Origin of the sequence: Actinoplanes octamycinicus, assembly GCF_014205225.1 — a bacterium.
Lineage (GTDB): Bacteria > Actinomycetota > Actinomycetes > Mycobacteriales > Micromonosporaceae > Actinoplanes > Actinoplanes octamycinicus.
On record NZ_JACHNB010000001.1, the window covers coordinates 3,828,941 to 3,849,572 of the forward strand.

18 protein-coding genes and 1 pseudogene are annotated in these 20,632 nt (G+C 72.2%); 11 read left to right on the forward strand and 8 right to left on the reverse strand.

The window, feature by feature from the left end; translation table 11 throughout:
* Window positions 1-341 precede the first annotated feature (341 nt).
* From BJY16_RS17160 to BJY16_RS17175, 4 genes are all read left to right on the forward strand, one after another.
* On the forward strand, window positions 342-569 hold the full coding sequence (locus tag BJY16_RS17160; protein WP_014441759.1) for a helix-turn-helix domain-containing protein: 228 nt from the start codon (window positions 342-344) through the stop codon (window positions 567-569).
* Window positions 570-676: 107 nt separating this feature from the next.
* Complete coding sequence (locus tag BJY16_RS17165) at window positions 677-1,384, forward strand: enoyl-CoA hydratase/isomerase family protein (protein ID WP_221502775.1); 708 nt, start codon at window positions 677-679, stop codon at window positions 1,382-1,384.
* 127 nt (window positions 1,385-1,511) lie between these two features.
* Complete coding sequence (locus BJY16_RS17170) at window positions 1,512-3,449, forward strand: ABC transporter ATP-binding protein (RefSeq protein WP_185040424.1); 1,938 nt, start codon at window positions 1,512-1,514, stop codon at window positions 3,447-3,449.
* Window positions 3,446-3,664, forward strand: coding sequence for a hypothetical protein (locus BJY16_RS17175; RefSeq protein ID WP_185040425.1), 219 nt, complete (start codon window positions 3,446-3,448; stop codon window positions 3,662-3,664). Before BJY16_RS17170 ends, BJY16_RS17175 begins: the two co-directional genes overlap by 4 nt.
* A 172-nt stretch (window positions 3,665-3,836) precedes the next feature.
* Here BJY16_RS17175 and mug read toward each other — a convergent pair whose 3' ends face one another.
* The 3 genes from mug to BJY16_RS17190 form a co-directional block, all read right to left on the reverse strand.
* Window positions 3,837-4,436: a G/U mismatch-specific DNA glycosylase gene (mug, locus tag BJY16_RS17180; protein WP_373873411.1), complete on the reverse strand. Its 600-nt coding sequence runs from the start codon at window positions 4,434-4,436 to the stop codon at window positions 3,837-3,839.
* Window positions 4,437-4,627: 191 nt separating this feature from the next.
* Entirely contained in the window at window positions 4,628-5,389 is a 762-nt protein-coding gene (locus BJY16_RS17185) for an SDR family oxidoreductase (protein ID WP_185040426.1), read from the reverse strand.
* Between the two features lie 39 nt (window positions 5,390-5,428).
* A complete protein-coding gene (locus BJY16_RS17190) occupies window positions 5,429-6,172 on the reverse strand; it encodes a helix-turn-helix domain-containing protein (protein ID WP_185040427.1) in 744 nt (247 codons plus the stop codon).
* A gap of 120 nt (window positions 6,173-6,292) precedes the next feature.
* Here BJY16_RS17190 and BJY16_RS17195 point away from each other — a divergent pair, with 120 nt between their 5' ends.
* On the forward strand, window positions 6,293-6,661 hold the full coding sequence (locus tag BJY16_RS17195; protein ID WP_185040428.1) for a nuclear transport factor 2 family protein: 369 nt from the start codon (window positions 6,293-6,295) through the stop codon (window positions 6,659-6,661).
* A gap of 91 nt (window positions 6,662-6,752) precedes the next feature.
* Here BJY16_RS17195 and BJY16_RS17200 read toward each other — a convergent pair whose 3' ends face one another.
* The gene (locus BJY16_RS17200; RefSeq protein ID WP_185040429.1) at window positions 6,753-7,331 is read right to left on the reverse strand and encodes a TetR/AcrR family transcriptional regulator; all 579 of its coding nucleotides are present in this window, start codon (window positions 7,329-7,331) and stop codon (window positions 6,753-6,755) included.
* 154 nt (window positions 7,332-7,485) lie between these two features.
* On the opposite strand from BJY16_RS17200, the gene BJY16_RS17205 reads away from it, so the two are divergent.
* The gene (locus tag BJY16_RS17205) at window positions 7,486-8,133 is read left to right on the forward strand and encodes an HAD family hydrolase (RefSeq protein ID WP_185040430.1); all 648 of its coding nucleotides are present in this window, start codon (window positions 7,486-7,488) and stop codon (window positions 8,131-8,133) included.
* Window positions 8,134-8,344: 211 nt separating this feature from the next.
* Entirely contained in the window at window positions 8,345-9,262 is a 918-nt protein-coding gene (locus BJY16_RS17210; RefSeq protein ID WP_373873409.1) for a serine protein kinase RIO, read from the forward strand.
* A 299-nt stretch (window positions 9,263-9,561) separates the two neighbouring features.
* On the opposite strand, the gene BJY16_RS17215 is transcribed toward BJY16_RS17210, so the two are convergent.
* Window positions 9,562-9,807: a DUF2630 family protein gene (locus BJY16_RS17215; RefSeq protein ID WP_185040431.1), complete on the reverse strand. Its 246-nt coding sequence runs from the start codon at window positions 9,805-9,807 to the stop codon at window positions 9,562-9,564.
* Window positions 9,808-9,907: 100 nt separating this feature from the next.
* Between BJY16_RS17215 and BJY16_RS17220 the strand changes: the two genes are divergently transcribed.
* Window positions 9,908-10,717 carry a tetratricopeptide repeat protein gene (locus BJY16_RS17220; protein WP_185040432.1) on the forward strand — a complete coding sequence of 270 codons (810 nt, stop codon included), beginning with the start codon at window positions 9,908-9,910 and terminating at the stop codon, window positions 10,715-10,717.
* Window positions 10,718-10,748: 31 nt separating this feature from the next.
* Here the strand turns inward: BJY16_RS17220 and acnA are convergent, their stop codons facing one another.
* Window positions 10,749-13,535, reverse strand: a complete 2,787-nt coding sequence (acnA, locus tag BJY16_RS17225) for an aconitate hydratase AcnA (RefSeq protein ID WP_275408037.1) — start codon at window positions 13,533-13,535, stop codon at window positions 10,749-10,751.
* A gap of 207 nt (window positions 13,536-13,742) precedes the next feature.
* On the opposite strand from acnA, the gene BJY16_RS17230 reads away from it, so the two are divergent.
* From BJY16_RS17230 to BJY16_RS17240, 3 genes and pseudogenes are all read left to right on the forward strand, one after another.
* Window positions 13,743-14,132: a DUF6841 family protein gene (locus tag BJY16_RS17230; protein ID WP_185040433.1), complete on the forward strand. Its 390-nt coding sequence runs from the start codon at window positions 13,743-13,745 to the stop codon at window positions 14,130-14,132.
* A gap of 37 nt (window positions 14,133-14,169) precedes the next feature.
* A pseudogene (pulA, locus tag BJY16_RS17235) lies at window positions 14,170-17,316 on the forward strand (pullulanase-type alpha-1,6-glucosidase); the annotation flags it as partial.
* 453 nt (window positions 17,317-17,769) lie between these two features.
* Window positions 17,770-18,282, forward strand: a complete 513-nt coding sequence (locus BJY16_RS17240) for a hypothetical protein (RefSeq protein WP_239176569.1) — start codon at window positions 17,770-17,772, stop codon at window positions 18,280-18,282.
* 10 nt (window positions 18,283-18,292) lie between these two features.
* Here BJY16_RS17240 and BJY16_RS17245 read toward each other — a convergent pair whose 3' ends face one another.
* Both BJY16_RS17245 and BJY16_RS17250 read right to left on the reverse strand, forming a co-directional pair.
* The gene (locus BJY16_RS17245; RefSeq protein ID WP_185040435.1) at window positions 18,293-18,772 is read right to left on the reverse strand and encodes a hypothetical protein; all 480 of its coding nucleotides are present in this window, start codon (window positions 18,770-18,772) and stop codon (window positions 18,293-18,295) included.
* Window positions 18,773-19,137: 365 nt separating this feature from the next.
* Window positions 19,138-20,607, reverse strand: a complete 1,470-nt coding sequence (locus BJY16_RS17250) for an aminopeptidase P family protein (RefSeq protein ID WP_185040436.1) — start codon at window positions 20,605-20,607, stop codon at window positions 19,138-19,140.
* Window positions 20,608-20,632: the final 25 nt, after the last annotated feature.

Here is a 20,632-nt window from a genome sequence, read left to right on the forward strand (position 1 = left end):
GTCGGACTTGCTCCCGTACGCGCCCGACGTCCCGTCCCGGCCCGGCCCGCCCCGCATGCGGTCCTCCGGCGCCGTCCCGGCGGGGTGCTCCTCGATCGAGTGTTTCTGCAGGTGATCGATGGTCTTGGTGAGCCTCGCGGGACGGGCGTGACGCGCCGGAAATGTCGCTCCGGCCGACGTCACCAAACGGTCTGACATTGATGCACTTGGTAACCGTCAAGTTCCTGACAGTAATAAATGGGCACGTTCTTCGACGCGAGATGCCTGGCGCATGATCGTTGGAGGCGGTGTAATAGGTGGGACCGTATCTGACCGCACTGTCTGCGACGTGAGGATTCAAGATGGCAGCCACTGGCACAGCTACCAGTACTGAGAAGGGTCGTCGAATCGTCGGTAGCGAGCGGCAGTCGCTCGCCAAGGACCTGGTGAAGCGTTACACCTCCGGCGAGAGCATCCGGGCGCTCGCTGCTTCCACCGGCCGTTCCTATGGATTCGTCCACCGCGTGCTCACCGAATCGGGCGTGCAGTTGCGCCAGCGTGGCGGCGCCCGCCGCCGCAAGAAGGCGTGACGTCCGACAACGCCGGGCCGGTATCCGCGGCTGATCCTGCTGACGCGGTAGCCACCGACGAGGTAGGCGTTCGCTACGAACAGGCCGGGCCGGTCGCAACGGTCACGTTGTGCCGGCCCGACGTTCTCAATGCACAGACTCCGGCCATGTGGGCGGAGCTCAGTGACATTTCCCGGAAATTGCCTGGCGACGTGCGCGTCGTCATTGTGCGAGCCGAAGGCCGCGCGTTTTCCGCCGGCCTGGATCTGTCAGTCGCCCGCGGCGACGGCGATTCTTCACTGGCTCGTCTGGCACAGTTGTCCGCCGCTGACAGCGCCGATCGGATCGCCGTCTTCCAGACCGCGTTCACCTGGTTGCGCAGTCCGTCCATCGTGTCCATCGCGGCGGTCCAGGGCCATGCGATCGGCGCCGGTTTCCAGCTCGCGCTGAACTGCGACATGCGCGTGCTGGCCGATGACGCACGGTTCTCGATGGCCGAGGTCACTCTCGGTCTGGTGCCCGATCTGGGCGGGACGAAACGGCTCACCGAGCTGGTCGGTCCGTCCCGGGCGCTGGAGATCTGCGTCACCGGGCGGCGGATCCCGGCCGACGAGGCGGACCGGATCGGTCTCGCCACCGCGGTGGTCCCGCGGGCCGACCTGGACGCGGCGGTCGCCGACCTGACCGCGGCCATCCTGGCCGGCCCCGTGGGCGCGGTGTCCGAGATCAAGGGACTGCTGGCCGGGGCGCCCAGCCGTTCCTACGCCGAGCAGGACCGGGCCGAGCGGGAGGCACAGACCCGCCGGCTCGCCGACCTGCTGGGCACCGGGGAGTAACCACCCGCCGGTCCGCTCCGGGAAGCGTTGCGGACCGGCGGGCTGGAATAGCGCCTTCGCCGTCCAGGTTGTCGTACCCACCCGGCAGACTCTGTTCTGCCCGTGGCGCGACACCCGGAGGTGACGAATGAGCATGCCGAGCTGGAACATGCTGCGCTCGATCCAGAGCGCCGACCGGGTGGCGTCCCATCAGGTCAAGCCCGGCACGATGCGGCGGATCCTGCGGTTCGCCCGGCCCTACCGCCGCGACATCGTGGTGTTCCTGATCGCCGTGGTGGTGGCCGCCGGGATCGGCGTGGCCACCCCGCTGCTGGCCGGCGACGTGATCAACACGATCACCCGCGGCGGTGCCGACGCGGCCGGCGCGGTGATCCGGATCGCCCTGCTGATCGCCGGGCTGGCGGTCGCCGACGCGCTGCTCTCCCTCGCCCAGCGGTGGTACTCGGCCCGCATCGGTGAGGGGATCATCCTCGACCTGCGCACCCGGGTCTACGACCACGTGCAGCGGATGCCGCTGCAGTTCTTCACCCGGACCCAGACCGGCGCCCTGGTCAGCCGGCTCAACAACGACGTGGTCGGCGCCCAGCGGGCGTTCACCTCCACCCTGTCCGGGGTGCTCAGCAACGTCATCCAGCTGGTGCTCACCGCGGTGGTGATGTTCAGCCTGTCCTGGCCGATCACCGTGCTCTCGCTGCTGCTCCTGCCGGTCTTCATCATCCCGGCGCGGCGGGTCGGCGCCCGGCTCGCCGAGATCACCCGGGAGTCGTACAACCTGGACGCCAAGATGAACGCGACGATGACCGAGCGGTTCAACGTCTCCGGCGCGTTGCTGGTCAAGCTGTTCGGCCGGCCCGACGCCGAGGCGGCGCGATTCGGCGAGCGGGCCGAGCGGGTCCGCGACATCGGCGTGCAGCAGGCGATGTTCTCCCGCACCTTCTTCGTGGCGATGCTGCTGGTCGCCTCGCTGGCCCAGGCGCTGACCTACGGTCTGGGCGGCTGGCTCGCGGTGCACGGGCAGGTCTCGGCCGGCACCGTGGTCACCCTGGCGCTGCTGCTCACCCGGCTCTACGGGCCGCTGACCGCGTTGAGCAACGTGCGGGTCGACGTGATGAGCGCGCTGGTCTCGTTCGACCGGGTCTTCGAGGTGCTCGACCTGGCGCCGGGCATCGCCGAGAGACCGGACGCCGCGCCGATCCCGCCGGGCGCCGGCCGGATCGAGTTCCGCGACGTGCGGTTCCGCTACCCGAGCGCGTCCGAGGTGTCGCTGGCCACCCTGGAGGACGTGAGCACGCTGGACCGCACGGAGAACACGCCGGTCCTGCACGGCGTCGACTTCACCGTCGAGCCGGGGCAGCTGGTCGCGCTGGTCGGCCCGTCCGGCGCCGGCAAGTCCACCATCTCCATGCTGGTCTCCCGGATCTATGACGTCACCGGTGGCGCGGTGCTGGTCGGCGGCGTCGACGTGCGCGACACGACGCTCGACTCACTGCGCGACACGGTCGGCGTGGTCACCCAGGACTCGCACCTGTTCCACGAGACCATCGCGGAGAATCTGCGGTACGCGCGGCCCGGCGCCACCGAGGCGGAGATGTGGGCCGCGCTGGACGGCGCGCAGGTCGGTGACCTGGTCCGGGCCCTGCCGGACGGCCTGGAGACGGTGGTCGGGGAGCGCGGCTATCGGTTCTCCGGCGGCGAGAAACAGCGCATCGCGATCGCCCGGCTGCTGCTCAAACAGCCGTCGATCGTGATCCTCGACGAGGCCACCGCGCACCTGGACAGCGAGTCCGAGGCTGCCGTGCAGCGAGCCCTGTCGGTGGCCCTGGAGAACCGGACGGCGCTGGTCATCGCGCACCGGCTGTCCACCATCCGGGAGGCCGACCAGATCCTGGTGGTCGACCGCGGCCGGGTGGTGGAGCGCGGCACGCACGACTCGCTGGTCGCGGCCGGTGGGCTGTATGCCGATCTCTACCGCACCCAGTTCGCCGCGGCGTCGCCCGGGTCGCCGCCGTTCACCGCGGAGGAGGTGGAGATCCTGCCGGTCCCGGCGAGTACGGTCGAACCGTGACCGGCTTGTTGATCTTCGCGGTGGTGTTCGCGGCGCTGCTGTTCGCGTTCGCGCGGTTCGGCGGCTGGGTCAGGCGCAAGGGGATCGGTGGCGGGATCATGGGGCCGATCGACGAGGCCTACCGGCCGTCGGCCGACCGGCTGCGGCGCGAGACGGTGATCCACGAGCAGCGGGTGCTGCCGCCGCGGCCGGGCGACGAGACGTCCACTGTGTAGGCCGCCGCGCTTCCGGCGCGTCGGTGTGATGGTGACCTCGCGGCGGCGGTGGGCTGCGGCCGGTTCGGGAGGCTCGTGCGGGCGGCGGACGGCGGACGGCGGGCGGCGGCCAGCGGCGGACGGCGGGCTCGCGGGTGACGGGAACGGCTCGGGCGGGCGGTGGATTCCCCGGTCAGTCCGGGAGGGACTCGCGCAGGGTGGTGAACTCGCGGATCAGGTCGGGCAGCTGGAAATGGGCGTTCAGGCCGCTCGGGTTGGGGAGGACCCAGACCGGGACGCCGCCCACCTGGTCCGGCTGGGGGCCGATGCGCGCTTTGGGGCGGGCGAAAGCGGCCCGGTAAGCGGTGACTCCGAGGACGGCGAGGAAGTGCGGCTGCTCCCGGCGTACCAAAGCTGCCAGGATCTGGCCGCCCGCGGTCAGCTCGTCGGGGGACAACTCGTCGGCGCGGGCCGTGGCCCGCGCGACGACATTGGTGATGCCCAGCCCGAGCGCGGGGAGCAGATGCTGCTCGGACGGGTGCAGCAGGCGGTCGGTGAAGCCGGCGCCGTGCAGGGTCGGCCAGAAGCGGTTGCCCGGCCGGGCGAAGTGGTGACCGGTCGCGGCCGAGTAGAGGCTCGGGTTGATCCCGGAGAAGAGCACCCGCAGGCCGGGGCCGATGAGGTCGGGGATGGTCCGGTTCGCGGCCGCCGCGATCTCCGCCGCTGACGGCTTCTTCAGAGGGGATGCCGCTGACGGCTTCAGCGGAGGAGATGCCGCTGACGGCTTCTTCAGAGGGGATGCCGCTGACGGCTTCAGCGGAGGAGATGCCGCTGACGGCTTCTTCAGAGGAGACGCCGCCGACGGCTTCTTGAGAGGAGACGCCGCTGACGGCTTCTTGAGAGGAGACGGCGCCGACGGCTTCAGTGGAGGAGACGCCGCTGACCGGCCCGCGGGGGTGGGCTCGGGTGGCCGGGGAGGGGTGGTCACAGGGTGCGCAGGGCGCCGCCGTCGATCGGGACCACGCACCCTGTCAGGTAGCTCGCGGCCGGGGAGAGCAGGAAGGCCGCGACCCGGCCGAACTCCGAGGGCTCGCCGATCCGGCGGACCGGGATGGCCGCGGACACCTCGGCCGCCGCGGTCGCCGGGTCGCCGGTGGCCTGGAACAGCTCCCGGTTGCGGTCGGTCATGAAGCGGCCCGGCAGCAGGCCCAGCACCCGGATGCCGCGCGGGCCGAACTCGTCGGCCATGTCCTTGGCCGCCATCGCCAGACCCGGTCGCAGGCCGCTGGAGATGCCCAGGCCGGACAGCGGCGTCTTCACCGAGGTGGAGAGCACCAGGCCGATCGCGCCGCCCTCGGGCAGCGCCGCCGCGAACGTGCGGGCTGCCCGGATCGACCCCAGGAAGACCGTCTCGAACGCGTCCCGCCACTGGTCGTCACTCATGCTCGCGGCGCTGCCCGGGGCCGGGCCGCCGACCGAGATCAGCGCGCCGTCCAGCCGGCCGAACCGCTCGGTCGCGACGTCCACCAGCTCCCGCGGGGTGCCCGGGTCGGCCAGGTCGGCGGTGATCCCGACGGCGTGCGGGGCGCCGCCCAGCTCGGCCACCGCGACCGAGACCTTCTCCGGGTCGCGGGACGAGATGACCACCCGGGCGCCGTCGGCGACGAGCGCCTGCGCGGTGGCGAAACCGAGGCCGCGGGAGGCGCCGGTGAGGATGAAGACGCGATCAGCCAGGCCGAGATCCATGCCGCCATCTTTCCAGAGCCGGGTGGTGATCCGTGCCGGTCACCCGTTGAGCGCGGCGGCGGTGGCCGCGTCCGCCGGGAGGAACGCCTCGATGGCCAGCTCGGAGAGGGTCACGTCGCGCGGGGTGCCGAGCACCGAGGTGACGCTGAAGAAGTTCAGGCCGTCGTACCGCAGCGGGACCACCACGCCGGTCGGCGGGCCGGCCACCTCGCCGCCCGGGTAGCCGCCCAGCTCGGTGCGCAGCTCGCGGAGCACCGGGTCGGCGGTCGCGGCGGCCTGCCGGTCCAGACGGTGCAGCAGGTGGGTCCGCCACTCGGCGAGGTTCTCGGTCCGCGGCGCCAAGCCGTCCGGGTGCAGGGCCAGGCGCAGCACGTTGACCGGTGGTTCGAGCAGCTCGGGCGCGCAGTCCCGGGTGAACCGGCCGATCGCCTCGTTGGCGTCCACCATGGTCCAGTGCCGGTCGACCAGCACCGCCGGGAAGGGCCCGTGCCCGGCCAGCACCTGCCGCAGCCCGGCCAGCACCACGGCCAGCGGCTGCCCGTCCAGATCGGACTCCGGGTAGGCCGGCGCGAAGCCGCCGGCCAGCAGCAACTCGTTGCGCCGCCGCAGCGGCACGTCCAGCTCCTCGGCCAGCCGCAGGATCATCTCCCGGGTCGGCCGGGACCGGCCGGTCTCCACGAAGGACAGGTGCCGGGCCGACACGCCGGCCCGGCCGGAGAGGTCCAGCTGGCTCAGCCGCCGCTCGTCCCGCCAGGTCCGCAACAACTGTCCCACCGCGCTCATGGTGGCCAGAGTAGGCGGGCGGCTGGGGCGGCGGCATTACCCGCGAGGTAATCGCCGGGCTTACCGGGCGGCGGCAGGCTGGGTCCCGTCAACGAACGGCACCACGAGGGGACAAAGACGATGAGCGACTTCGACACCATGATCGAGCGGTACCTGGCGGTCTGGAACGAGACCGACCCGGCGGCCCGGCAGGCGGCGATCGCCGAGCTGTTCGCCGAGGAGGTGCGCTATGTCGACCCGATCGCCGCGGTCCGCGGGCGGGACCAGCTGAGCGGCCTGATCGGGGCGGTGCACCAGCAGTTCCCGGGGCTGGTGTTCAGCCCGGGCGGGCCGGTCGACGCGCACCACGACCAGGCGCGGTTCACCTGGCACCTGGGGCGGCCGGGGGAGGAGCCGCTGGTGATCGGCTTCGACGTGGCCGAGCGGGACGGCGCCGGGCGGATCCACCAGGTGCTCGGCTTCATCGACAAGGCGCCGGCGGCGAGCTGATCGCCGCCCACGCCCGGGCCCGCGATCGGTTGCGGTCAGACCGGTTTCCGGTACGGCCGGAGCACCCGGCCGCGGGCCCGCCGCGCCTCGCTCAGTGGCGGCGGACGGCGTCCTCGACCAGGTCCAGCACCCGGGCCAGGTCGCCCGGCGGCCGTCCGGTGGCCAGGTGCAGCACCAGCCCGTCATAGGCCAGCTCAAGGAACTGGGTGAGCACGTCGACCGGCACGTCCTTGCGGAGCACGCCGGCCTCGCCCTGGCGCTGCAGGCGCTCCCGGGTGGCGTCGGCGATGGCGGCCGAGCGCTGCGCCCACCGCTTGGCGAACGCCGGGTCGGTGCGCAGCCGGTGCGAGACCTCGAGCTGGGTGCCGAGCCAGCCGGCCGTGTCGCCGTCGCTGGTGCCGGCCCGGTCGAGCAGGTCGCGCATCACCTGGACCAGGCCGTTGCGGGCGACGGTCTCCACCATCAGCGCCGCGTCGTCCTCGGCGACCGCCAGGAACAGCGACTCCTTGTCACGAAAATGGTGGAAAATCGCGCCACGGGACATGCCGGTCGCCTCCTCCAGGCGGCGGACCGTGGCGCCCTCGTAGCCGAACCGCGCGAAGCAACCGCGGGCCGCCGTGAGGATCTCGTGGCGGCGGGCGTCTAGCTGGTCCTGGCTTACCCTGGGCACGCCGCTGATCGTGTCATGCGGCCCCGCAGTCTTGCAATCCGTACGTACGGCTTTTTAAGCCACGATCGGATGATGCGAAATGCGTCAAGCTTTCCGCTCTTTGTTTACAGTCCTGGACTGTTCGCTGCGGTCACCGCTCACGTAAAGTGCCCGCGTGCCTCTAGTCTTCCTCGCCCTGGACGACACCCTGCTCGATCGCAGCGGTGCGTACCGGTTGTGGGCTAAAGGCTTCCTCGACGAGATCGGCGCATCGCAAGATGATCTTGACTGGTTGGTCGCCGTGGACGCCGACGGCCTGACCTCCCGGTGGGACCTCGCCGACCAGATCCGGGACCGCTACCAGCTACGAGTGCCGGCCATCGATCTGGTCGACGAGCTCTACGAGGGACCGCTCGCCTTCGAGCGCCTCGATCCGATGGTGGGCTGCGCGCTGGAGATCGCCGCCGACGCCGGGCTGGTCCCGGTGGTGGTCACCAACGGCGCGACCGAGCAGTGCGAGGGCCGGATCCGGCGGACCGGGCTGGACCGCTATGTCGCCGACTGGGTGATCTCGGAGCAGGCCGGGGTGAGCAAACCGAACCCGCGGATCTTCGCGCTCGCCGCGCAGCGGGTCCGGATGCGGCTGGCCGGCGCCTGGGTGGTCGGCGACAGCCCGGAGGCGGACATCGGCGGGGCCGCGGCGCTCGGGCTGCCCAGTGTGTGGCTGCACCGGGGGCGGGAGTGGATGGACACCCGGTTCGCGCCGACCCGGGTGGTCGGCAATGTGATCCAGGGCATCTCGGCGATCATGGCGACCCGCTGAGGGTCTGACCGTCACGGCGGCCCGCTGAGGTCGTACCGAAATAAATGGGTTGCGTCCCTCGCGTGGGTGGGAAAGAGTCGTCCGCGCACCGCACTGTCGGCCCGGCACCGGGCCGCATCGAGAGAGAAGGGGGTGGCCACGAAATGGCTGTCTTTGTCATGCCCGCTGTCCTGGCTTCCCCGCAAACTTCTTTCTCCGAGGAGACCCTCCAGTGCGAGAGCACGACTCCTTCGGCCCGGCGACCATGCGCCGCGGCCGTCGCAAGTTCGACGACGACGAAGCAGATTTCGTAAAGCGCGGCCGGCTGGAGCCGGCCCTGCAGGAGGATCCCGACCTGCCCGAGGTCGGTGACCGCTGGTCCACTTGGGACGGCGCGCTGCACGGTCCCGATCCCCGGCCCGACTGGGTGCGCACCGAGCACGGCGCGGTCGACTCCGAGCTGGGCGTCCTGAAAACCGGCAAGGAAGCCGACGTCTTCCTGGTCCGGCGCTGGCTGCCGAGCACCGGGCAGGTCAGCATGCTCGCCGCGAAACGGTACCGGGACGGCGAGCACCGGCTGTTCCACCGCGACGCCGGCTATCTCGAGGGCCGCCGGGTGCGCCGGTCCCGGGAGATGCGGGCGATGACCAACCGCACCGCGTTCGGCAAGCAGATGATCGCCGGGCAGTGGGCGGCCGCCGAGTTCGACGCGCTCGGCCGGCTCTGGGAGATCGGCCAGGAGAGCGGGCTGGTCTGTGTGCCCTACCCGGTGCAGCTGATCGGCACCGAGGTGATGCTGGAGTTCGTCGGCGACTGGGAGACCGGTGAGGCGGCGCCCCGGCTGGCCCAGGTGCGCTCCGGCGACGAGCAACTCGAGGACCTGTGGCGGCAGATGACCGACGCGCTGTCGGTGCTGGCCCGGGCCCAGGTGGCGCACGGGGACCTGTCGCCGTACAACACGCTGGTGCACGACGGTCGGCTGGTGCTGATCGACCTGCCGCAGATCGTCGACGTGATCGCGAACCCGCGCGGGGCCGAGTTCATCGCCCGGGACGTGACCAATGTGGCGAGCTGGTTCCGTGCCCGGGGGCTGGCGATCGACGCCGAGGAGCTGATCGACCGGCTGCTCTTCGAGGCGGGCCTGCGATGAGGCTGCTCTTCGAGGCGGGCCTGCGATGAGGCTGCTCTTCGAGGCGGGCCTGCGATGAGGCTGCTCTTCGAGGCGGGCCTGCGATGAGGCTGCTCTTCGAGGCGGGCCTGCGATGAGGCTGCTCTTCGAGGCGGGCCTGCGATGAGGCGCCGGTGCCGGCCGCGGCGATGGCTGCGCAGCGGATCACCGCTGAACGGCTGCCGCCGCCCCGCGCCCGGTCCGCGCGCCGGGCGGCCCGGGCGGCGCTGAGGCGCCGACTCGGTCTGCGGCCGCCGTGCGGACGGCGGCCGCGGACCGGGTCACTGCAGGTAGTTCTCCACCTCGCTGACGGCGTGGGCCTGCTCCGCGTCCGGGTCGTGCCCGACGTCGCGGGCCGCCCGGCGCCGGCGCAGCAGGTCCCAGCACTGGTCGAGGGCCTCCTCGAGCTCCTTGAGGCGGGCATGCTCCTCGGTGGAGGAGATCTCGCCCTGGCTCAGCTGCCTGCGCAGCTGGTGCTCCTCCTCGACCAGGCCGTTGATCCGGCTCAGCACACTGTTGTCATCCATGCCCGAAGCTTATTCACCACCCCGGCCGGGGTGCGGCAACCACCCACGTGTCTCGCGGCCGGGCCAGCGGGATTTGATCGACCCACCTAGATTCTTCGGCGTGGCTACGGGATGGATGCGGCGGCTGCGGCAGGTGACCGGGGACGGCGCCGGCCCGGCCCAGCGCGCGCTGGAGGCGGTGGACGCGGCGAAACGCGCGTCCGCCGCGGGCGATCGGGAGACCGCGAAGCGGCTCGGGGAGACGGCGGTGACCGCGTTGCGGTCGCTGGTCACGTCGGGCGTGCGGGAGGCCGAGCCGGGGCTGGTGCGGGCGCTGCTCCACCAGTCCGAGCACCTGCGGGAGTCGGCCCGGCACGCCGAGGCGGTGGCCGCGGCCGAGGAGGCGGTAGCCCTGGCCTGGGCCGATCCGGCGCGTCCCACGTCGCTGGCGCTCGCCCTGGCCACGCTGGCCGGTCAGCTGCTGGCGGCGGGCCGTCCGGCGGACGCGCGGGAGACGGGCCGGGAGGTGCTGGCGGTCAGCGGGGTGCAGCCGGACGAGGCGCTCGCGCAGCAGCTGAGCACGCTGGCGTCCGCACTGGCCGGGGCGGGGGAGCACGAGGTGGCGCTGGCGCTCAGCGAGCGCTCGGCCGGGATGTGGCGGGTGCTGGCGGCCGGGAGTGATCGTCTCGGGCGGGAGCTGACCGGGCACGCCGACCGGCTCTACGCGGCCGGCCGCTGGGCGGACGCGATCGAGTTCAGCGCCGAGGCGGTGGCGATCCACCGGTCGCGGGCCGGGGAGTCGCCGGACCGGCTGGCGCGGGTGCTCGGCAACTACGCGATCATGCTGCGCCGGGTGGGCCGGGAGCAGGAGGCGCTGGCCGCCGCGGCCGAAGCGGAGAGCCTGGCCGGAACGCCGGACGGCCCCGCCTGAGACCAGGCGGGGCCGTCGACGCGGTGCGGGATCAGCTACGGAGCATCTTGCGCAGCACGTACTGCAGGATGCCGCCGTTGCGGTAGTAGTCCGCCTCACCTGGGGTGTCGATCCGGACCACGGCGTCGAACTCGATGCCGGTGTCCGTGGTGACCTTGACGGTGCGCGGGGTGCTGCCGTCGTTGAGCTGGGTGACGCCGGCGAACGAGAAGGTCTCGGTGCCGGTCAGGCCCAGCGACTCGGCGTTCTGCCCCTGCGGGAACTGCAGCGGCAGCACGCCCATGCCGATCAGGTTGGAGCGGTGGATGCGCTCGTAGCTCTCCGCGATGACCGCGCGGACGCCGAGGAGCATGGTGCCCTTGGCCGCCCAGTCGCGGGACGAGCCGGAGCCGTACTCCTTGCCGGCCAGGATGACCAGCGGGACGCCGGCCTCCTTGTAGGCGACCGAGGCGTCGTAGATCGTGGTCTGCTCGCCGGTCAGGTGGTTGACCGTGAAGCCGCCCTCGACGCCCGGCACCAGCTGGTTGCGCAGCCGGATGTTGGCGAAGGTGCCGCGGATCATGACCTCGTGGTTGCCGCGGCGCGAGCCGTAGCTGTTGAACTCGGCGCGCGGGACGCCGTGCTCGGTGAGGTACTTGCCGGCCGGCGAGTCCGCCTTGATCGAGCTGGCCGGGGAGATGTGGTCGGTGGTGACCGAGTCGCCCAGCTTGGCCAGGACCCGCGCGCCGGTGATGTCGGCGACCGGGGCCGGCTCGGCGGCCATGCCCTCGAAGTACGGGGGCTTCCGCACGTAGGTGGAGTCACCGGCCCAGGCGAAGGTGTCGCCGGTCGGGGTGGGCAGCGACTGCCACTGCTCGTCGCCGGCGAAGACGTCCTGGTACGCGGTGGAGAAGCCCTCGGCGCCAATCGCCTGCGCGATCACCTCGTCGATCTCCTGCGCGGACGGCCAGATGTCGGCGAGGTGGACCGGCTTGCCGTCCGACCCGATGCCGAGCGGCTCGGTGGTGATGTCGATGTCCATCGAGCCGGCCAGCGCGTACGCCACCACCAGCGGCGGGGACGCCAGGTAGTTCATCTTGACGTCCGGGTTGATCCGGCCCTCGAAGTTCCGGTTGCCGGAGAGGACGCTGACCGCGGTCAGGTCGTTCTCGTTGATCGCGGCCGAGACCTCCTCGGGCAGCGGGCCGGAGTTGCCGATGCAGGTGGTGCAGCCGTAGCCGACCAGGTTGAAGCCGATCTTGTCCAGGTACGGCGTGAGGCCGGCCCGGTCGTAGTAGTCGGAGACGACCTTGGAGCCCGGCGCCAGGGTGGTCTTGACCCACGGCTTGCGGGTCAGGCCCTTCTCCACCGCCTTCTTCGCCAGCAGCGCGGCACCGATCATGACCTGCGGGTTCGAGGTGTTCGTACAGGACGTGATGGCGGCGATGACGACCGCGCCGTGGTCCAGCTCGTAGGTCACCCCGTCGTCGCCCTTGACCACGGTCGGCTTCGACGTACGGCCCGCGGCGCCCAGGGCGGCGCTGAACGCGTGCGGCTTGTCGGCCTCGTCCTCCACCCCGTTGGCGGGCGCGTCGGAGGCCGGGAAGGACTCCTCGCTGGCCTCGTCGGCGTGGCCGTGCGGCGCGGCGTAGTTCGGCAGCGCCTCGCGGAACGCGGACTTGGCCGCGCTCAGCAGCACCCGGTCCTGCGGGCGCTTCGGGCCGGCCAGCGACGGCACGATCGTCGACAGGTCCAGCTCCAGCTTCTCGCTGTAGTCCGGCTCGGCGTTCGGGTCGAGCCACAGGCCCTGCCGCTTCGCGTACGCCTCGACCAGGGCGACCTGCTGCTCGGTGCGACCGGTCAGCTTCAGGTAGTCGATGGTCTGCTCGTCGATCGGGAAGATCGCGACGGTGGAGCCGTACTCCGGCGACATGTTGCCGATGGTGGCCCGGTTCGCCAGCGGCACGGCGCTCACGCCGGGGCCGTAGAACTCGACGAACTTGCTGACCACGCCGTGCTTGCGGAGCATCTCGGTGATGGTCAGGACCAGGTCGGTGGCGGTGGTGCCGGCCGGCGCCTCGCCGGACAGCTTGAAGCCGACCACCCGCGGGATCAGCATGCTGACCGGCTGACCGAGCATCGCGGCCTCGGCCTCGATGCCGCCGACGCCCCAGCCCAGCACGCCCAGGCCGTTGACCATGGTGGTGTGCGAGTCGGTGCCGACCACGGTGTCCGGGTAGGCCTGGCCGTTGCGCTCCATGATGGTGCGGGCCAGGTACTCGATGTTCACCTGGTGCACGATGCCGGTGCCCGGCGGGACCACCTTGAACTCGTTGAACGCGGTCTGGCCCCAGCGCAGGAACTGGTAGCGCTCCCTGTTCCGCTGGTACTCCAGCTCGACGTTGCGCTGGAAGGCGTCCTCGCGGCCGAACAGGTCGGCGATCACCGAGTGGTCGATGACCAGCTCGGCCGGGGCCAGCGGGTTGACCTTGGTGGCGTCGCCGCCCAGGTCCTTGACCGCCTCCCGCATGGTGGCCAGGTCGACCACGCAGGGGACACCGGTGAAGTCCTGCATCAGCACCCGTGCCGGGGTGAACTGGATCTCGACGCTCGGGTCCGCGTTCTGGTCCCAGGTGCCGAGCGCGCGGATGTGGTCGGCGGTGATGTTCGCGCCGTCCTCGGTCCGGAGCAGGTTCTCCAGGAGGATTTTCAAGGAGTAGGGCAGCCGGTCGTGGCCCTCCACCTTGTCGATCGTGAAAATCTCGTAGCTCGCGTCACCGACGCGCAGCTCGCTCTTCGCACCAAAGGTGTCGAGGCTGGCCACCGTCATCTCCTTCACACCCAGCGACTGGAAGTCAAGTCTTTCGCACCGAAAGGGCGACCTTCGGGTTAGGTATGCCTAACTCTCGGTTGTGCCGTGTCCCGTAAACCGTACGTCCGTCTTGCTAACCCTCGCAAGGCGGGGTCCACGTGCTGATCCTCCCAGCCGGGACGGGTCCGGCGGGCCGGGGTTTGCTTTCGTCGATCGGAGGGAACTCATGCGCCCATGACGGCCACGGCGGATCAGGACCAGCTCACCGAGTTCTTCGGTCGCTACGGCACGGCCCTCACCACCGGCGATGTCGGCGTCATCGCGGGCTGCCACGCGCTGCCCGGGATGGTGGTGGCCGACTCGTACAGCTTCACCTTCAGCTCACCGGCCGCGGTGGCGCTCTCCTTCCTCGGCGCGGCTCCCACCTACCGGGATCAGCAGATCGTCGCGGCGCACGCGCAGATCCTCGACGTGCAGCGGATCTCGGCGGTGCTGTCGATGGTCCAGGTGGAGTGGGAATACCTGGACAGCACCGGCGCCGCGGTCCCCGGCGAGCGCTATCGCTACCTGATCCGGACCGGCGCGGACGGCCCGCTGATCACCACGGTGATCGCGTCCCGCTGAAAACGTCGTATCCCGGTGCGACGATGTGGCGGTGTCCTGGCTGATCGTGCACTACCACCGTCCCGACGGCGACTACACGGGGTGGTCGCTGCACGCGTGGGGCGATGTCGCTCCCGGCCACGACGCCCCGTTCGCCGGTGTTGACTCCTTCGGCCGCTTCGCCTGGGTGCGCCTCAGCGAGGGCGCGGCCTCGGCGGGCTTCGTCGTCCTGCACGCCGACGGCCGCAAGGACGTCGATCTCGACCGGACCGTCGACCTCGGCGCCACCAGGGAGATCTGGCTGACAGCAGGCGACCGCCGGGTCGCGGCCGCCGGCCCGGCACCCGCGCCGGACCCCGGCTTCGCCGTGCTCCATTACCGGCGCCCGGACGGCGACTACTCCGGGTGGGGCCTGCACTTCTGGGAGGGCGTCCCCCGGGAGAGCAAGACCTCCTGGGGTACGCCCATGGCGCCCTCGCATCACGACGCGTTCGGCGCGGTGTTCCGTGTACCGCTCAAGCCGGACGCCGTCGGCCTGCGCTATGTGCTGCACCGTGCCGAGGAGAAGGACCTCCCGGACGACCAGCGCCTCGACCTGACCGTGGCGCGCGAGGTGTGGCTGCTGGCCGGCACGGTCGAGCCGATCCGCCCGGAGCTGGGCACCCTCGGCCCGGAGCTGGACCCGGCCCGGTCCCTGGCGGTCTTCGTCGACCGCACCACGCTGGCCCTGCCCGAGTGGTTCGCGGCCCGGGCGGCCACCTTCGAGCTGCGCGGCGCCGCCGGTCCGCTGCCGCTGACGCCCCGGCCCGGCGGGCTCTTCCAGGCGCAGAGCCGGCGCTTCCCGCACCTGCGGGCCTACCGCGCCTTCGCGGTGCGCGAGCTGGGCGACGCCACGCTCGGTGACCTGCTGCGCGACCGGCTGCTGGTCGAGGGGCGGGACACCGCCGGCGAGCTGACCGCGCGGACCGGGGTGCAGCTGGCCGGCGTGCTCGACGACCTCTACCTGGAGGCCGCCGACGCCGACCTGGGCCTCACCCTGGACGTCGACCGGCCGACGCTGGCGGTCTGGGCGCCGACCGCCCGGTCGGTGGCGCTGGAGCTCTTCCGGGAGCCGGCCGACGAGCCGCGGGTGCTGCCGATGACCCGCGACGACCTCACCGGCGTGTGGTCGGTCCCGGTCAAGCGGAAATGGCTCGGCCGCTACTACCGGTACCGGGTGGAGGTCTGGCACCCGGCCGCGCAACGGATCGTGACGACCAGCGTGACCGATCCGTACTCGGTCTCGCTGGCCGCCGACTCCACCCACAGCCAGCTCGTCGACCTCGCGGACCCGGCGCTGACCCCGCCGGGCTGGGACAGCCTGGCGAAACCGCCGGCCGTCCCGCCGGCCCGGATGCAGATCGCCGAGGTGTCGGTGCGCGACTTCTCGATCGCCGACGCATCGGTCCCGCCCGCGGACCGCGGCACCTACCTGGCCTTCACCCATCCCGGCTCGGACGGCATGCGGCACCTGCGCTCGCTCGCCGAGGCCGGGCTCACCCACCTGCACCTGCTGCCGGTCAACGACTTCGCCACCGTCCCGGACCGCCGCGCCGACCAGGCGCAGCCGGCCTGCGACCTGGCGTCCTTCCCACCCGACTCGGCGGAGCAGCAGCGCGCGGTCGCGGCCGTCGCCGACCACGACGGCTACAACTGGGGCTACGACCCGTGGCACTGGACCACGCCGGAGGGCAGTTACGCCACCGACCCGGCGGGCAGCGCCCGGATCCTCCAGCTGCGCCGGGCGGTGGCCGCGCTCAACGCCGCCGGCCTGCGGGTGGTCCTCGACGTGGTCTACAACCACACGATGGCCGACGGCCTCGACCGGTTCAGCGTGCTCGACCGGATCGTCCCGGGCTACTACCACCGGCTGCTCGCCGACGGCAGCACCGCCGAGTCCACCTGCTGCCCGAACACCGCGCCCGAGCACATGATGATGGGCCGCCTGGTGATCGACTCGCTGGTCACCTGGGCCCGGGCGTACCGGATCGACGGGTTCCGGTTCGACCTGATGGGACACCACCCGCGGGCGAACATCCTGGAGGCCCGGATCGCTCTCGACCACCGGGTCGACCAGGGGCACGACATCTGCCTGTACGGCGAGGGCTGGAACTTCGGCGAGGTGGCGTCCGACGCCCGGTTCGCCCAGGCCACCCAGGTGAACATGGCCGGCACCGGGATCGGGTCGTTCAACGACCGGCTGCGCGACGCGGCCCGCGGCGGCGGCGCGTTCGGCGACGACCCCGGGGTGCCCGGGTTCGCCACCGGGCTCGGCTCGCGCACCCCGGGGCTGGTGCACGACCGGATCAAGGTGGGGCTGGCCGGTGGGCTGGCGACGTACCGGTTCGTCACCCACGACGGGGTGGAGCGCAGCGGCGCCCAGGTCGACTACAACGGCTCCCCGTGCGGTTACGCCGCCTCGCCCGGCGAGACGGTGAACTACGTCGACGCGCACGACAACGAGATCCTGTACGACGCGATGGCGTTCAAGCTGCCGCCCGGCACCCGGCCGGTGGACCGGGCCCGGATGCAGGTGCTGGCGCTGGCCCTGGTGGTGCTCGGGCAGGGCGCCGGGTTCGTGGCGCTGGGCAGCGAGCGGCTCCGCTCCAAGTCGCTGGACCGCAACTCGTTCAACTCCGGCGACTGGTTCAACCAGATCCGCTGGGATCCCGGCCAGGGCAACGGGTTCGGCCTCGGCCTGCCGCCGTTCGCCGACAACGGCGACAAGTGGGACTTCGCCCGGCCGCTGCTCGCCGACCCGGCGCTGGTCCCGGGCGCCGAGGTGATCACGCTGACCGCCGAGCGGTACCGCGAGCTGCTGCGGATCCGCCGGTCGTCGCCGGTCTTCGGGCTGCCCACCGCCGACGAGGTGCAGCGGCGGCTGACCTTCCCGCTGGGCGGCCCGGCCGAGACGCCCGGGGTGATCGTGATGTGCCTGGACGGGACCGGGCTGGACGAGCGCTGGCGGCGTCTCGTGGTGGTCTTCAACGCCACCGACGAGGTGACCTGCCAGGTGGTGCCGGGGGAGGGTGCGCTGCGCCCGCACCCGGAGCTGACCGCGTCCGCCGACCCGGTGCTGCGCGGCGCCTCCGCGGTCACCAAGCTGGACGGCGCCGAGCTGACCGTCCCGGCCCGCCAGGTCGCGGTCTTCGTCGCGCCTCTTTGATCTGACCCGGTGCCCCGGGCTGGTGGGTCGGCGCCGGCGGTCGTGGCCTGGTGGGCCAGTGGCGGCAGTCGTGGGCTGGTGGGCCGGTGGCGGGCGGCCCCGCCGGTGAGCCGGTGGCGGCCTTGGGTCGGTGGCGGCCTTGGGCCGGTGCTGGGTGGCCCCAGGCCGGTGGGTCGGTGGCGGCCTTGGGCCGGTGGTGGGTGCCCCGGGCCGGTGGGGCGGTGGCGCCCTTGGGCCGGTGGCGGCCTCGGGCCGGTGGGCTTGCCGCGGCCTCGGGTGGGGTGAGCCGGTGTGGTCCGGGGCGGTGAGCCGGAGCGGGCCTGCTTCGGCCAGCCGGGGCGGGCTCGCGGCGGTGGGCCGGTGGCAGGGCCGCACCGGGAGGCGAGCGTGGCTGCGCTAGATTGCGCCGCGTGGCCCGCCGGCGGTCGGTGGCCACCTGAAGCGGAGGTTCTGGTGCGGTTCGAGCGTGCCCTGTGCGCGGTGGCGCTGGTCGGTCTGGTCACCGGGTGCAGTTCGTCGTCGGACGAGCCGAAGATCGAGCCGGGGACCTCGGCCTCGGCCGGCGCTCCGGCGGTCGCCGGGTCGGCGCCGGCGTGGACCGAGCCGGCCGCCTACAAGTTCACGCTGACCCGTGGTTGCGACGCCGCCAAGCCGACCGGGAGATACCAGGCCACCGTGCAGGGCGGCCAGGTCACCGAGTCGGCCCGGGTGGGCGGGAGCGCCGCCGCCCCGGACCCGTCGGCCGCGGTGGACCTGGGCCCGGTGACCGGCGACGGCGGCGAGGAGATCGAGGTCCCGACGCTGAAGGAGCTGGTCGAGATGGTGCAGACCACGACCGACGACGGCGGCGAGGCGAGCACCGAGTTCGACACCGCCGACGGCCACCCGGTCAAGGTCACCATCAACGTGACCGGCGAGCCCGGTGGCGCCGAGTGCTGGAGCGTCTCCGACTACCGGGTGGGCTGACCACCCGGCCTCAGAGGGCCGGGTGCTCCAGGAAGGCGACCAGGAAGAACTCGGCGCCCGCGCCGAAGGCGGCGGCCAGGGCGTAGCCGATGGCCACGTCGACCGGCTCCGGGTCGCCGATCCACTCGGCCAGCACGCCGCCCCCGTGGAGGACGGTGAAGTCGCCCACCCGGAAACCGTCCCGCAGCAGGCGGCTGCTCTCCGAGGTCCGCGGGCGGTACACATACTGGTGGCCCTCGTGCTCGGCCACCACCCGGTAGGAGTGCCGGGACCACCGGCCGGGCCCGGGCCGCAGATCGACCGGCAGGTCGTCGACCATCATCCGGAGATGCTGCCGCTCCCGGGTCCCGATCGGGATGTGCGGGCGCAGCCGCAGATCGTGCACGCGCTCCACGACGGCGGAGTGCCGGCGGCCCTCGGCGCGGACCTCGACGGCCACCCGGCCGTCACTCTGATCGACGTCGACGAGGAACGGTGGGGCGTCGGTCACGGCGTCTCCCGGAAAGTCGGCGGATCGCAAGATCCGTCAATCCTCGCAGCACCCCGCAATCACGACGCGCCGGGGAGCGGCCGCCCGCGAACACGACGCCCGCCGGGGAGCGGCCGCCCGCGATCACAACGCCCGCCGGGGAGCGGCCGCCCGCGATCACAACGCGCCGGGAAGCGGCCGCCGACGAACACGACGCGCCGGGGAGCGGCCGCCCGCGATCACGACGCGTGCCAGGGAGCGGCCGCTGGCGATCACGACGCCCGCCGGGGAAGTAGCCCGTCCGCGAATACGCCGCCCGCTCCGAGCGGCCGCCCGCGAAACCCCCACGCCCGGCGCGGAGCGGCGCCGGGCGTCCGGGGGAGCGGTCAGCCCGGCAGCCGCGGCCCGGCCTCGCGCTGCGCGGCCAGCCACGACTCCACCTCCGCGGAGCTGCGGGGCAGCCCGTCCGACAGGTTGCGGCAGCCGTCCGCGGTGACCACCACGTCGTCCTCGATCCGGATGCCGATGCCGCGCAGCTCGGCCGGCACCAGGTCGTCCTCCGGCTGGAAGTAGAGCCCCGGCTCGACGGTCAGCACGTAACCCTCCTGCAGCGGCCCCTCCCGGTACGTCTCGTTCCGCGCGTTCGAGCAGTCGTGCACGTCGATGCCGAGCATGTGCCCGAACCCGTGCAGCGTCCAGCGCCGGTAGATCGTGCTGTCCTCGGCCATCGCCTCGTCCACCCCGACCGGGAGCAGTCCCAGGTCGTGCAGCCCCTCGGCGAGCACCCGCATGCACACCTGGTGCACGTCCTTGAACAGCACGCCGGGCCGGATCGCGTCGATGCCGGCCTGCTGCGACGCGTGCACGATGTCGTAGACCTGGCGCTGCAGCGGGGTGAACGTGCCGGAGACCGGGACGGTGCGGGTGACATCGGCGGTGTAGAGATTGTGTCCCTCCACGCCCATGTCCATCAGCAGCAGCTCACCGGGCGTGGTCACGCCGGTGTTGCGCACCCAGTGCAGGATCGTCGCGTGCGCGCCGGCGCCGACGATCGAGCCATACCCCACGTCGTTGCCGTCGTGCCGGGCGCGCAGCCCGAAGACGCCCTCCAACAGGCGCTCCTTGACCGCGCGGTCGGCCGGCAGCACCCGGGCGACGTCCTCGAAGCCGAGCACCGTGGCGTCGATCGCGGCCTGCAGCTGGGCGATCTCCCACTCGTCCTTGACCAGTTTCAGCTCGGAGAGCACCCAGGCCAGCTCGCGGTCGCGCGGCTTGGCCTTGTCCGGCTCGTACGCCAGGATCGTCCGGTCGACGTTGGCGTCCAGGCCGCGCAGCACCCGGGTCCGGCCCGGCGCCGACTGGGCCAGGGCCGAACCCAGGAAGCCCAGCGACGCGGTCTCCAGGCCCAGCTCGGCGGATTTCTCGGCGAGGGTGTGGGTCCGGCCGATCCAGAGCTCGCCGTTGCGGTCCCGGAAGAAGCGGTCGGTGTCCTTCGAGTTGCGCTCCCGGGTGAACAGCACGGCCTCGTGCCCGGAGCCGCTCGGGTGCAGGATCAGCACGCTGTCCGGGTCGCGGTCGCCGGTCAGGTAGAAGAAGTCGCTGCCCGGGCGGAACGGGTAGTCGGTGTCGTTGGCCCGGACCTTCTCGTTGCCGCTCGGGATGATCAGCGTCTCACCGGGGAAGGCCTCGGAGAGCGCGGCCCGGCGCTTCGCGTAGTTCGGCACCTCGGGCAGGGGCGCGACGGAGATCGGATCCTCGCGCCAGCCGGTGCGCATGAACTGCAGGAACGCTTCCGGGAAGGCGGGGTCGTGGGACTCCGTCTTGGGTGCGGGCGTGCCGCCGTCCTTCTGCGCCATCGTGGGGTGCCTCCGTTCTCAGCTG

Coding starts and splice junctions, on each gene's coding strand:
- BJY16_RS17160 (WP_014441759.1), top strand. CDS start 342: ATGGCAGCCACTGGCACAGCTACCAGTACTGAGAAGGGTCGTCGAATC.
- BJY16_RS17170 (WP_185040424.1), top strand. CDS start 1,512: ATGAGCATGCCGAGCTGGAACATGCTGCGCTCGATCCAGAGCGCCGAC.
- BJY16_RS17185 (WP_185040426.1), bottom strand. CDS start 5,389: ATGGATCTCGGCCTGGCTGATCGCGTCTTCATCCTCACCGGCGCCTCC.
- BJY16_RS17190 (WP_185040427.1), bottom strand. CDS start 6,172: ATGAGCGCGGTGGGACAGTTGTTGCGGACCTGGCGGGACGAGCGGCGG.
- BJY16_RS17195 (WP_185040428.1), top strand. CDS start 6,293: ATGAGCGACTTCGACACCATGATCGAGCGGTACCTGGCGGTCTGGAAC.
- BJY16_RS17215 (WP_185040431.1), bottom strand. CDS start 9,807: ATGGATGACAACAGTGTGCTGAGCCGGATCAACGGCCTGGTCGAGGAG.
- BJY16_RS17230 (WP_185040433.1), top strand. CDS start 13,743: ATGACGGCCACGGCGGATCAGGACCAGCTCACCGAGTTCTTCGGTCGC.
- BJY16_RS17250 (WP_185040436.1), bottom strand. CDS start 20,607: ATGGCGCAGAAGGACGGCGGCACGCCCGCACCCAAGACGGAGTCCCAC.